This window comes from Lysobacter sp. GX 14042, from assembly GCF_021390425.1.
In the GTDB taxonomy this organism is placed as follows: domain Bacteria; phylum Pseudomonadota; class Gammaproteobacteria; order Xanthomonadales; family Xanthomonadaceae; genus Novilysobacter.
The window spans coordinates 253,533-266,766 of record NZ_JAJUWY010000002.1; the positions used below are offsets into that span (position 1 = coordinate 253,533).

General features: G+C 65.2%; 6 protein-coding genes. 4 read left to right on the forward strand and 2 right to left on the reverse strand.

Annotated features, from left to right (window positions below; genetic code table 11):
• Nucleotides 1-235: 235 nt before the first annotated feature.
• The 3 genes from LY625_RS04610 to LY625_RS04620 all read left to right on the forward strand — a co-directional run bounded on the left by LY625_RS04610 (nt 236) and on the right by LY625_RS04620 (nt 7,623).
• Nucleotides 236-3,112 carry a TonB-dependent receptor gene (locus LY625_RS04610; protein WP_233737874.1) on the forward strand — a complete coding sequence of 959 codons (2,877 nt, stop codon included), beginning with the start codon at nt 236-238 and terminating at the stop codon, nt 3,110-3,112.
• A 98-nt stretch (nt 3,113-3,210) separates the two neighbouring features.
• Nucleotides 3,211-4,521, forward strand: a complete 1,311-nt coding sequence (locus tag LY625_RS04615) for an aspartyl/asparaginyl beta-hydroxylase domain-containing protein (RefSeq protein WP_233737876.1) — start codon at nt 3,211-3,213, stop codon at nt 4,519-4,521.
• A gap of 270 nt (nt 4,522-4,791) precedes the next feature.
• A complete protein-coding gene (locus LY625_RS04620; RefSeq protein ID WP_233737877.1) occupies nt 4,792-7,623 on the forward strand; it encodes a TonB-dependent receptor in 2,832 nt (943 codons plus the stop codon).
• A gap of 525 nt (nt 7,624-8,148) precedes the next feature.
• Here LY625_RS04620 and LY625_RS04625 read toward each other — a convergent pair.
• Nucleotides 8,149-9,939 carry a phosphoenolpyruvate carboxykinase (GTP) gene (locus LY625_RS04625; RefSeq protein WP_233737878.1) on the reverse strand — a complete coding sequence of 597 codons (1,791 nt, stop codon included), beginning with the start codon at nt 9,937-9,939 and terminating at the stop codon, nt 8,149-8,151.
• Between the two features lie 60 nt (nt 9,940-9,999).
• Nucleotides 10,000-10,629: a TetR/AcrR family transcriptional regulator gene (locus LY625_RS04630; RefSeq protein ID WP_233737879.1), complete on the reverse strand. Its 630-nt coding sequence runs from the start codon at nt 10,627-10,629 to the stop codon at nt 10,000-10,002.
• 143 nt (nt 10,630-10,772) lie between these two features.
• Here LY625_RS04630 and LY625_RS04635 point away from each other — a divergent pair, with 143 nt between their 5' ends.
• Complete coding sequence (locus tag LY625_RS04635; protein WP_233737880.1) at nt 10,773-13,226, forward strand: acyl-CoA dehydrogenase; 2,454 nt, start codon at nt 10,773-10,775, stop codon at nt 13,224-13,226.
• The last annotated feature ends 8 nt before the right edge of the window (nt 13,227-13,234 follow it).

Genomic DNA, 13,234 nt, shown 5'->3' on the forward strand with positions numbered 1-13,234 from the left:
CCGCTCCGCGGCCACCCCGGCATCACCCCTCTTTCACGCTGCCCTCACGGCAGCGGCGGATGCGCTCGCGTAACGCATTGATTTTTTAAGTTGTTAGGTTTGCGCGAAGCAAGCCTTAACGCAGCTTTAATTTGGCCTGTTTGCCCGCTACCATCGACCCACCTTGCCGGTTTTGGCCTGTTGCTGCCGGGGAGGGTTCCCATGGGATCTCAGAACAAGACTTTTGGAGGGAGAGATGCACCCCAAGACCCACAAGCTCCGCGACGCGATCACCTTCGCGCTTGTAGCGGGCGCCACCAGCGTCGCCGGTACCGGCATCGCTGTCGCCCAGGACTCCGGGCAGACCGCCACCACGCTTGATCGAGTGGAGGTCACCGGTTCGCGCATCCGCCAGGTGGACGCGGAGACGTCGCAGCCGATCCTGGTGCTGGACCGCGAGTCCATCGAGCAGTCCGGCCGCACCTCGGTCGCCGACCTGCTGCAAACCATTTCCACCAACGGCGCACCGATCAACACCCAGGTCAACAACGGCGGTGACGGCTCGGCTGGCGTCGACCTGCGCGGCCTCGGCTCATCCCGCACGCTGGTGCTGGTCAACGGCCGCCGCTGGGTCTCCAGCCTGGGCGGCAGCGTCGACCTGAACACCATCCCATCGGCGATGATCGAGCGGGTCGAGATCCTCAAGGACGGCGCCTCCTCCATCTACGGCTCCGACGCCATTGCCGGCGTGGTCAACCTCATCACCCGCCAGGATTTCGAGGGCGCCGAGGGCCACGTCTATTACGGCCAGTACAGCCAAGGCGACGGCGAGCGCACCACTGCCGACTTCACCTTGGGCGCCAGCAGCGACCGCGGCAACATCGTCATGGGCATCTCGCACACCGACGAGAAGGCGGTTTCGGCGGGCGATCGCGCAATCTCGCGTGACCCCGTCTATGGCTTCGGCTCCTCGCAGTACAGCTCGTTCTCCAACTACGGCCAGATCTGGGAACTCATCGACGAGGACGGCAATCCGACCGGCGACATCAATGCGGCCGAGGATGTCGAGAATTGGGTGATAAACGAGGGTGCTGACGGCCGTGACCTGACCAACTACCACCCCTTCGGTACCGCCGACGCCTACAACTACGCCAAGGACAACTACCTGCGGACTCCCCAGGAACGCACCTCGCTGTATGTCCAGGGCCGTTACGACATCACCGACAATCTCACGTTCGTCAGCGACGCGCTGTACAACGAGCGCCTGTCGGCGCAGCAGCTGGCCGGCTTCCCGCTGGGCGAAGGCAACTACCTGTCGGGCGAGCGGGGCCTGTCGGCCGACAGCTACTACAACCCCACCCGCGGAACCGCCAATGCTCGTGAACTGAACTGGAGCCGCCGCCTGGTCGAGCAGGAGCGCTTCTACGAGCAGGACGTCAAGACCTGGCACTTCTATGGCGGCTTCCAGGGCTCGTTCGACTTCGCCGACCGCTTCTTCGACTGGGATGTCGGCTATGCGTTCAACCGCAACGACCAGATCGACACCCAGATCGGCGACGTCAACATGCAGGCGCTGCGGAACGCCACCGGCGCATCCTTCATGGGTGACGATGGCGTGGTTTACTGCGGCACTCCCGACGCTGTTCTTGAAGGCTGCGTACCGTTCAACCCGCTGAGCAGCCCCGGCGAAATCACGCAGGACCAGCTGGACTACATCCTGTTCACCGCCAAGGACAAGTACCAGAACACCAGCAAGAGCTACACTGCCAACATCAGCGGTGACCTGTTCCAGCTGCCGGGCGGCATGGCCGGCTTCGCGGCCGGTTACGAGCACCGCAAGGAAGCCGGCTACGACAACCCGGACGCGTTCGTCTCCGCGGGGCTGTCGTCGGGCAACGCGCGCCAACCGACCTCCGGCGCCTACAACCTCGACGACTTCTACCTCGAGCTGCTGCTGCCGGTCCTGTCCGACATGCCGGGAGCGCAACTGCTGGAGTTCAGCATCGCAACCCGTTATTCGGACTACAGCAACTTCGGCGACACCACCAACAGCAAGTTCGGCTTCAAGTGGAAGCCGTTCCAGGACCTGCTGGTGCGCGGCAACTGGGCCGAGGGCTTCCGTGCGCCGACCATCGGCAACCTGTTTGGTGGTGCCGCGGCGTCGTATGACAGCTACGGTGATCCCTGCTCGGCTGACAGCCCGTACTTCTCTCGCCCGGAGGTCCAGCAGCGTTGTGCCGCCGCTGGCGTGCCGGCCGGCTTCGTCCAGCGCACCAACTCCGGCGACGGCTACAACGGCCAGACCCCGTACCCGTTCGACTGGGTATCCAACGTCGACTTGGGGCCGGAAACCGCTACCAACAAGACCTTGGGCTTCGTCTACAGCCCGGGTTACCTGCAGGGCTTCGACGTCTCGGTCGACTGGTGGGAGATCAGCATCGAGAACGCGATCAGCCGACCTTCGGCGACCTACATCCTCGACCAGTGCTTTGTCGAGGGTGACCAGGGCTTCTGCGACATCGCCAATGGTTTGGGCGGGCTGACCCGCGACAACTTCGGCACCATCAACAACTTCAACCGCGGCCTGCTCAACCTGGCCCAGACGGAAGTCGAAGGCTTCGACGTCACGGCGCGCTACCGCATGCCGGAGACGAACTACGGCAGCTTCACGATGGTCTGGGACAACTCGTACATCTCCCGCTACGAGTCGCGCTCCACCCCCGAGGGCGAGTGGGACAACGTGGTCGGCGAGTACAGCCAGGACGCCCCGACTTGGCGCCTGCGCTCCAACCTGGGCGTGAACTGGAACTACGCGGACTTCGGGGCAAGCTGGACCGCCCGTTACTACTCTGGCCTGGTGGAGTCCTGCCCGACCTTCGCACTGTCGGCCTGCAGTGATCCGGACCGCCGCATCGAGGCGGGTGCCGATCCGCAGAACCGCCTGCCGTCGACGACCTACCACGACGTGCAGGTCCGTTACGACCTGCCGTGGAACGGCACGGTCGCCGTCGGTGTCAACAACGTGTTCGACAAGGCGCCGCCACTGTCTTTCCAGGCGTTCGCGAACTCCTTCGACACGCAGTACGACACCCCGGGGCAGTTCTACTACATGGAGTACCGCCAGCGCTTCTGATGCGCAGCGGATAGCGTCAAGGAGCGGCCCCGGAAACGGGGCCGTTCTTTTTACGGCTCCCGCCTTGCCCCGCGGCAGGCAGACTGACAGGACAGCCCATGACTCCCGCAGATCACGAATCACTGGACACCCTGCGCGAACATGCGCGCGAAGCGGCGCTACGCGGCAACGGCATGCGCGCCCGGGACTTGTTTTCCAGCCTGCTGGAGCAGAGCTCCGGCGATGCGGAAGCATTGAACTACCTGGCCATGAGCGACCTTGCCACGGGACACGCCGACACCGCACGTGCCCGGTTGCGACAATCACTGGAGGCCAACGCCGGTGATCCGACGACCCGCAAGAACCTCGGGGTGGTACTGCTCCATGATGGCGACCTCGAGGGCGCCCGGGAACTGTTCGCAGGTCTTGTCGCCGACGATCCAACCTTCTTTGTCGCACGTTTGCACCTCGGCCTGGTGCATGAACGCCTTGGCCAGCGCGAGCGCGCCGCCAACGAGTACTTCAGAGCGATTGTGACGGCCCAGCAGCACGGCCAGTGGACCTCGCCCCGCACCACCGCGCCAGGATTGCGACGTGCCGTGGAGCACGCCATGGAAGTCGCGCGTGGCGGCCGCCGCGCACTGATTGCCTCGATGATGGAGCCCCTCCAAAGACAGTTCGGCCCCGAAGCCATGGCCCGCGTGGGGCAATGCGTCGCCGGTTACCTGGGTGACCTGAAGTTTGCGCCGTCCGATCCACGTCAGAGACCGCAGTTCCTCTACTTCCCGGGCCTGCCCGAAACACCGGTATTCGCCCCCGACCTGTTCCCATGGTATGCCGACCTGGAAGGCGCCATCGACGCGATCACTGCCGAACTGCACGGGGTGCTGGCGGATGCCCCACAACTGGAACCTTTCCTAGGCGAGCCGCCCCCGGGGCTGGAATCAAGTTACCTGGCGGGAAGCAAGAACACTGGCGCACCGCAGTGGGATGCCTTCTTTTTCCATCGCCACGGCCGTCGGTATGAGGCGAATGCGAGCCGGTGCCCCCGCACCATGAAGGCGCTCGACAGGGTGCCCATCGTCCGGATTCCCGGCCACGCGCCAGAGTCGCTTTTTTCCGTCCTTGGCCCGGGTTCGCACATCAAGCCGCACCACGGGGTCACCAACACCCGGGCAGTCACGCATCTGCCAGTGGTTGTGCCACGCGACTGCCGCCTGCGGGTCGCGGACCACCTACACGTCTGGGTACCCGGCTGCTGCTTCACTTTTGACGACACCTTCGAGCACGAAGCCTGGAACCACAGCGATAAGACCCGGGTCGTGCTGCTGTTCGATGTGTGGAACCCGCACCTCACCATTCCCGAGCAAAAAGCGTTGACCGCGCTCGTCCAAGGACTGGGTGAACTGGACCGCACCACCCTGGCGTGAAGGGCCGAAGCATCCCGAAATCCGGCGACACGGGCAGGATCGGTACACCCCGGCCGTGCCCCCAACCTTGCCCAATCTGCCGCCACCGCCGCATCTCGTTGTTTTTACTGGGCTCCAGAGGTCGCGTAACATGAATCTAAGACTGTCTTAATGGGTCTTTAATTATTCCTCCAGCACGTCTACCATCGGACCCGCCTTGCCGGTTTGGCGCAACCCTTTGTCGCACCCGGGAAGGTCCCATGGGACACCAAGACTGACTTGGAGAGAGAGATGCAGTTCAAGACCCACAAGCTCCGCGACGCGATCACCTTCGCGCTCGTCGCGGGCGCCACCAGCGTCGCCGGTACCGGCGTCGCGTTTGCCCAAGACTCCGGGCAGGCAGCCACCACCCTCGACCGCATCGAGGTCACCGGCTCGCGCATTCGCCAGGTTGACATCGAGACCTCGCAGCCGGTCCTGATGATTTCCCGCGAGGACATCGAAGGCCAGGGCTTCAGCACTGTCGCCGACATCCTGCAGAACGTTTCCGCGGTTGGTAGCCCGGCCTTCAGCCGCGCCTCGCCGCTGACCGCCAACCAGGAAGCCGGGGGTTCCTATGTCGACCTCCGCAACCTGGGGGCCCAGCGCACTCTGGTTCTGGTCAATGGCAAGCGCCTCGGCATCAGCACCAACGGCTACCAGGACGTATCCACCATTCCGTCGGCGGTCGTTGAGCGCATCGAGGTCCTGAAGGACGGCGCCTCGTCCATCTACGGCTCCGACGCGATGGCCGGCGTGATCAACATCATCACCCGCAAGAACTTCGATGGGGCCGAGGTCAACGCGTACTACGGCCAGTACAGCGACGGCGACGGCACCACCCAGAACTATGACTTCGTCACCGGCTTCTCGGGTGACCGTGGTTCGGTCACCATCGCTGCCGAGTACCATCAGGAGGACGAGGTCTGGGCCAAGGACCGCTGGTTCTCCGAGAATACCCGTCCGGGCGTTCCGACTAGCGGACTGACCACCGTCGGGCAGTGGGGCAACTGGCGTCGCCAGGGCGCTGCTGCGGCTGATCCGTGGTATGCACCGAACCGCGGCAGCGATGCGTTGGACGAATCCGACTTCCACGCCCAGACCAACGACGATACCAGCCGTTCGAGCGATCAGATGCACCTGCGCACCCCGCAGGAACGCCGTTCGCTGTTCGCCACCGCGGACTTCGAGATCACCGACAATGTCCGCTTCACCAGCGACATGTCATACAACCAGCGTGACTCTTTCCGCCAGATTGCCGGCTATCCGCTGCAGTCCGTCGCGGTCGATGCGGAGATGCACGCCGACAGCGTGTTCAACCCGGTTGGCGAGACCATCGACTGGCGCCGCCGCGGCTGGGAAGTGCCCCGCAGCACCCAGAGCGACCTGACCACCTGGCGCTTCACCGCCGCGCTGGAAGGCTCGTTCGACGTCGGCGACCGTTATTTCGACTGGGATGTCGGCACGCTGTACAACGAGACCGATCTGAAGGTCGTCAACAACGGCAACTTCTACATCCCCCACGTGCAGAACGCGGTGGGTGCGTCGTTTGTCAATGACCAGGGCCAGATTGTCTGCGGTACGCCGGAAGCGCCGATCGCCGACTGCGTCGCCTGGAACCCGTTCGCGGGCTTCGGTACAGGCGCCGTCGAGCATTCCCTCGATGATCCGCGCGTGCAGAACTATCTGTTCAAGACCGAACACGCTCTCGGCGGCACCGAGACCAACAGCTACTTCGCCAACCTGGCCGGTTCGCTGTTCACCCTCCCGGCCGGTGATCTCGGCTTCGCTGTGGGTTACGAGTACCGCAAGGAGCAGGGCGGGTTCACCCCGGATGCCATCGCGCAGTCGGGCGACTCGACCAACCTGGCGTCCGGGCCGACCTACGGCACTTATGCGCTGGACGAGTTCTATGGCGAGCTCAACATCCCGGTGTTGGCCGACATGCCGTTCGCCCAAGAGCTGACGATCAACGTCGCCAGCCGTTACTCGGACTACAACACCTTTGGTGATACCACCAACAACAAGTTCGGGTTCAAGTGGCGTCCGTTCAACGACCTGATGGTTCGTGGTACCTACGCCGAAGGCTTCCGCGCCCCCACCATCTCCAATCTGTACGGCGGCGGCTCGCAGACCTTTACCACCAACTTCCATGATCCGTGCGATAGCGTTTATGGGGACGCTCGCGGCAATGCTCGCTGCCTTCAGGACGTGGCTGCCGACTACCGCCAGCTGAAGCAGGGCTTCGTGCCGACCGACTCGCGTGCTGACCAGACGCCGGTTCCATTTACAAACGGCTCGAACCCGTATCTGGAACCGGAAACATCCGAGTCCAAGAATCTCGGTATCGTATATAGCCCCAGCTACGTCGAGGGCCTGAGCATCGGCGTCGATTGGTGGAACATCGAAATCAAGGACACCGTTGTTTCCGATACGCCGAACCAGATGCTGTTCGACTGCTACGTCGCCCTGATCGAATCGCGCTGCGCTGGCTTCACGCGTGACCCGGTCACCGGCATCGTCGACGACCTGACTTACGGCTACCGCAACGCCGGCTTCACCAATACCGAAGGTTTTGACGTCGACGTCGGCTACCGCGTCAACACTGACTACGGCCGCTTCGGCCTGCAGTGGGCCACCACCTACGTCAGCAAGTACGAGATGAAGGCGACCAATGACGAGGACATTCCGGTTTCGCAGTACAACGGCTTCGGCAGCTATTTCCGGATCCGTTCGAACCTGAACTTGAATTGGTCGATGGGTGACTTCGCCGCCAACTGGGGCACGCGTTACTACTCGGGCACCAAGGACTCGTGCTACGCCGATCGCTGCAACATCCCCGAGTACCAAGCTCCGGATACCCAGGGTGAGGTTGTCTCGTACCACCGTGTGGGTGGCACCACCTTCCATGATCTCCAGGTCAGCTGGAATGCCCCGTGGAACGCGAAGGTGTCGGTTGGTGCCAACAACGTGTTCGACTCGTACGGCCCGGTCATGCACAGCCAGCCGAACTCGAACTATGCGTACTACGGTGGCTACGACATCGGCCGCTTCGTGTACATGAAGTACCAGCAGCGCTTCTGATCCATCGGCATTGCTGAGCAACACCGCCACGGCCCCGAAAGGGGCCGTGGTTTTTTGGGCTCATCACTTGGCACAGGGACTCTTGCGACAGTAAGCTGCGTGATCCAAATAGCGATACGACATGCAATAGAAGAGGCCCTGCAATTGCAGGGCCTCTTCATTGTTCCGCCTCAATGACGCAGCTCAATTACTGGAGCGCCAGAAGCGACATTCCGCTAAAACGTGAACGTGCCAGTTTCCGCCCGGGGTGGACGCGTTAACTACTTCGAAATTCCAAATAGCTCCCCCCATTGCATCGCACTGAGTTTCAACCTGTGAAATAGCATCTGCTCGCGCCTCCCCGTACGTAGTTCCGATGCCAATCGCGTCCAGCATCGTACTCGCAGCGAATGCGGAGGCACTTACCCCAGCATCAACCCCAAGGCACACAGCTTCGCAAAACGAGTCATGCGATCTCCTTTGAGTAATGTCACGCAGCCCTTTCGGGCTACACCGATATGCCACAACTACGCACCCACAGCAATCTTACGAGACGCTCAACTTCACCAAAATTAGCTTTTGCTCATCCTTCAGCGCCTGCGGCATCCGCGGCCCGTAGCTGTCCAGGTACTCGCCGATGCTGTCGAACTCGTTCTTCCAGCCCTCGCGCTCGAAGCCGAACAGCTTCTGCCGCGCCTCGCCGGTCAGTTCCACGCCGTCGAGGTTGAGGTCCTCGGCGGCCGGCAGCCAACCGATCGGGGTCTCGACCGCTGCGGCCTCGCCCTTCACCCGGCCGATCATCCACTCCAGCACCCGCAGGTTGTCGCCGAAGCCGGGCCACAGGAAGTCGCCGCCCTCGCCCTTGCGGAACCAGTTGACGTGGAAGATCTGCGGCAGCTTGTTGTTGCCGTCGTCGAACGACAGCCAGTGGCTGAAGTAGTCGGCGAAGTTGTAGCCGCAGAACGGCTTCATCGCCATCGGATCGCGGCGCATCACGCCCACCGCGCCGGTCGCGGCGGCGGTGGTCTCCGAGCCCATCGCGGCGCCCACCAGGACGCCATGGGTCCAGTCGCGGGCCTGGAACACCAGCGGAACCAGTGACGGACGGCGGCCGCCAAAGACGATCGCGCTGATCGGCACGCCCTCGGGGTTCTCGGCCTCGGGCGACCAGCTCGGGCACTGCTTCGCGCTGACGGTGAAACGGGCGTTCGGATGCGCGGCCGGGCGCGTGTCGGCGTCGTACGGATCGCCGCGCCAGTCGGTGACCGGCTCGCCCTCGCCCAGGCCTTCCCACCAGGGCTGGTTGTCGGCGGTCACGCCGACATTGGTGAAGATGGTGTTGGACTGGATGCTGGCCAGCGCGCTCGGATTGGACTTGGCCGAGGTGCCCGGGGCGACGCCGAAGAAGCCCGCCTCCGGGTTGATCGCGTACAGGCGGCCGTCCTTGCCCGGGCGCATCCAGCAGATGTCATCGCCGATGGTGTTGATCGTCCAGCCATCCCTGCGGTAGCCCTCCGGCGGAATCAGCATCGCCAGGTTGGTCTTGCCGCAGGCCGACGGGAACGCGGCGGCGATGTAGTGGGTCTCGCCCTGCGGGTTGGTGACGCCCAGGATCAGCATGTGCTCGGCCAGCCAGCCCTCGCTGCGGGCCTGGTGGCTGGCGATGCGCAGGGCGTGGCACTTCTTGCCCAGCAGCGCGTTGCCGCCGTAGCCGGAGCCGTAGGACTTGATCGCCAGCTCCTCGGGGAAGTGCATGATGAAGCGGCGGTCCGGGTCGAGCTCGCCGGTGGAATGCAGGCCCTTGACGAAAGTGCCCTCGCGCTCGATCCGTGCCAGTGCCGGCGCGCCCATGCGGGTCATGATCCGCATGTTGGCGACCACGTAGGGGCTGTCGGTGATCTCCACCCCGCAACGCGACAGTGGCGAGTCGATCGGGCCCATGCAGTAGGGGATCACGTACATCGTGCGCCCTTCCATGCAGCCGTCGAACAGCGCGTCGATCTTCGCGTGGGCGTCGGCAGGGGCCATCCAGTGGTTGTTCGGGCCGGCCTCGTCACGCTCCGGGGTGCACACGAAGGTCAGGTGCTCGACGCGGGCCACGTCGTCCGGGTCGGAGCGGTGCAGCCAACTGCCCGGATGGGTGTCGTGGTTGAGGCGGACCAGGGTGCCGTCGGCTTCCATCGCGGCGACCAGGGCGGCGTTCTCGGCATCGCTGCCATCGCACCAGTGGATCCGCTCGGGCCGGGTCAGCGCGGCGACTTCGGTCACCCAGTCATTGAGCGCCTTGAGGGAACTGCCGGCGCTGCCGGCAATGGAAACTTCGGAAACCGCATTCACGGGCTGGACCTCCGCCGGTGGACTGAAGGGAAAGCCCGGCGGGCGCCGGGCCCGGAAAGATCAGGACGACGGGATCAGCGTCGCCATCATGTGTTCCACGTAGTCGTCGAACTCTTCCTGCTGCACCCGCGCCTGGCCCAGTTGCAGGTTGAGCTGCAGGAAGCCGACGTAGGCGGCATAGGCGAGCCGGGCCCGGTGGCGGGCCGCGGTACGCGGCAGTCCGGCCTGGCGGAAGACGGTGGCCAGGTACTCCAGGCGGCGCTCGGAGACACGACCGATCACCGGCTGCACCGCGGGGTGGTCCATCGCGCGCAGCAATTCGGAATACACCACGTGTGCCTTGTACTCGTGGGCGACCAGCGAGAACAGCGCGCGCAGGCGCTCGCGCGGGTCCTGGACCGCTTCGAGTTGCCCGAACACCGCTTCCTGCTCGTTGCGCTCCCAGCTCTCCAGGGCCGCGACCAGCAGCGCCTCGCGCGAGGGGAAGTGCCAGTAGAAGCTGCCCTTGGTCACGCCCAGCCGGCGGGCCAGCGGCTCGACCGCCACCGAGGCCACGCCCTGCTCGGCGATCTGCTCCAACGCGGCGGCGGCCCAGTCTTCCGCGCTCAGGCGATTGCCACGCTCGCCGCGGCCGGTGGCCCCGGCACGGGTGGCGGTGTCATCCTTGCTGTGCGTGCGGGCTGGGCTCATGGGGACGGGAGTGTAGCAACCGGGGCCCCCGCCGGGACGCGGAACCGCCCCCACGCACGGAACCAAACAAGCGTTTGACATCCCCCTTCACGGCGAAACATACTCGGCCGTATGTAGAGGCGCCACCGCGCCGGAGCGAACCCATGAGCATCGCCGCACCGTTCATCGTCTTCCTGCTGATCGGCGGATTCGCCGCCTACCACCGACTTCGCCTGGCGACCTGGACCGCGCTCACCGCGGCCGGCCTGCTCGCCTGCTGGGCACTGGGTGCGAACGGCATGGCCACCCTGGTCGTCGCCGTGCTGACCGCCCTGATCGCGGTCCCGCTGTTGCTGCCGCAGATCCGCCTGAATTCCATCACCCGGCCGCTGCTGGACTTCTATACGAAGATCCTGCCGCCGCTGTCGGAAACCGAGCGCGTCGCGCTGGAGGCCGGCACCGTGGGCTTCGAAGGCCAGCTGTTCTCCGGCCGTCCCGACTGGCAGGTGCTGCTGGACCAGCCACCGGCCACGCTGAGCGCCGAGGAGCAGGCCTTCCTGGACGGCCCGGTCGAGGAGCTGTGCCGGATGGTGGACGACTGGCACATCACCCATGAGCGCGCCGACCTGCCGCCGGAGCTGTGGACGTTCATCAAGAAGAACCGCTTCTTCGGGATGATCGTGCCCAAGGAATACGGCGGCCTGGGCTTCTCGGCGCTGGGCAACCACAAAGTCATCCAGAAACTGGCCTCGATCTCCTCCACGGTCAGCTCGACCGTCGGCGTGCCCAACTCGCTGGGGCCGGCCGAGCTGCTGTTGCACTACGGCACCCAGGAACAGAAAGACCACTACCTGCCGCGCCTGGCGGACGGCCGCGAAGTGCCCTGCTTCGCCCTGACCGGGCCGTGGGCCGGCTCGGATGCGACCTCGATCCCGGACTTCGGCATCGTCTGCGAAGGCGAGTGGAACGGCGCCCGGGTGGTCGGCGTGAAGCTGACCTTCGACAAGCGCTATATCACCCTGGCGCCGGTGGCGACGCTGATCGGCCTGGCGTTCCGCATGTACGACCCGGACGCGCTGCTGGGCGACGTCAAGGACATCGGCATCAGCCTGGCGCTGTTGCCGCGCGACACCCCGGGGCTGGAGATCGGCCGCCGCCATTTCCCGCTCAACAACCCGTTCCAGAACGGCCCGCTGCATGGCCGCGAGGTGTTCATCCCGCTCAGCCAGCTGATCGGCGGCGAGGCCTATGCCGGCAAGGGCTGGCAGATGCTGGTGGAGTGCCTGTCGATCGGCCGCTCCATCACCCTGCCTTCGACCGCCAGCGGCGGGGCGAAGATCGGCGCCGTGGTCACCGGCGCCTACGCGCGCATCCGCAAGCAGTTCGGGCTGTCGGTCGGCCGCTTCGAGGGCGTGCAGGAGGCGCTGGCACGGATCGCCGGGCGCGCCTATGCGACCAGCGCGCTCTCGGAGGCCTCGGCCGCCGCGGTGGCCCGCGGCGAGTTGCCGGCGGTGCCCTCGACCATCTCCAAGTACCACTGCACCGAGATGGGCCGCGAGCTCGCAAGGGACATCATGGATGTGATCGGCGGCAAGGGCATCATCCTCGGCCCGCGCAACTTCGCCGGACGCGACTGGCAGGCCTCCCCGATCGCGATCACCGTCGAGGGCGCCAACATCATGACCCGCTCGCTGATGATCTTCGGCCAGGGCGCGATCCTGTGCCATCCATGGGTGCTCAAGGAGATGAAGGCCACCACCCTGCCCGACCCGCAGGAACGGCTGGTGGAGTTCGACCGCAACCTGTTCGGCCACATCGGCTTTGCCATCTCCAACGCGGTGCGCTCGTTCTGGTTCGGCCTGACCGCCGCGCGCTTCGGCAAGGCGCCGGGCGATGACTACACCCGTCGCTTCTACCGCAAGCTCAACCGCTACTCGGCCACCTTGGCCCTGTGCGCCGACACCTCGATGCTGATGCTCGGCGGCAAGCTCAAGTTCAAGGAGTCGCTGTCCGGACGCCTGGGCGACGTGCTCAGCCACCTGTACCTGTGCAGCGCGATGCTCAAGCGCTACCAGGACCAGGGCTGCCCGGAAGCCGACCGCCCACTGCTGGCCTGGGCCTTCCATGACTCCGTCCACAAGATGGAGATCGCCCTGTCGGGCGCGCTGCGCAACTTCCCGGTGCGCCCGGTGGGCTGGCTGCTGTGGCTGCTGGTGTTCCCCCTCGGCCGCCGCGCCCAGGCCCCCAGCGACCGCCTCGGCCGTCGCGCCGCCAGCCTGCTGATGGTGCCCAACGAGGCACGCGAGCGCCTGGCCGAGGGCGTGTTCACAACCCCCGGCCCGAACAACCCCGGTGGCCGGATCAACAGCTACCTGGAGGCCGTGGTCGCCGCCGAGCCGGTGGAGCGCAAGTTCATGAAGGCGCTCAAGAACAGCGACATCGAGGCACTGACCTACGCCGGGCAGCTGGCCGAAGGCGTGCAGCGTGGCTGGATCACCGACGCCGAGCGCCAGCAGCTCGAGGACCTGCGCGAGATGACCGTGGACGCGATCAGCGTCGACGACTTCGACCCCGCCGAGCTGCCCTCCGCCGCCTTCGTCGCCCGCAACCCGGCGTAGTACGCAAT

Bases quoted from the DNA above. Each gene is read 5' to 3' on its own strand.
- LY625_RS04630 (WP_233737879.1), bottom strand. From the start codon at position 10,629: ATGAGCCCAGCCCGCACGCACAGCAAGGATGACACCGCCACCCGTGCC.
- LY625_RS04635 (WP_233737880.1), top strand. From the start codon at position 10,773: ATGAGCATCGCCGCACCGTTCATCGTCTTCCTGCTGATCGGCGGATTC.
- LY625_RS04610 (WP_233737874.1), top strand. From the start codon at position 236: ATGCACCCCAAGACCCACAAGCTCCGCGACGCGATCACCTTCGCGCTT.
- LY625_RS04615 (WP_233737876.1), top strand. From the start codon at position 3,211: ATGACTCCCGCAGATCACGAATCACTGGACACCCTGCGCGAACATGCG.
- LY625_RS04620 (WP_233737877.1), top strand. From the start codon at position 4,792: ATGCAGTTCAAGACCCACAAGCTCCGCGACGCGATCACCTTCGCGCTC.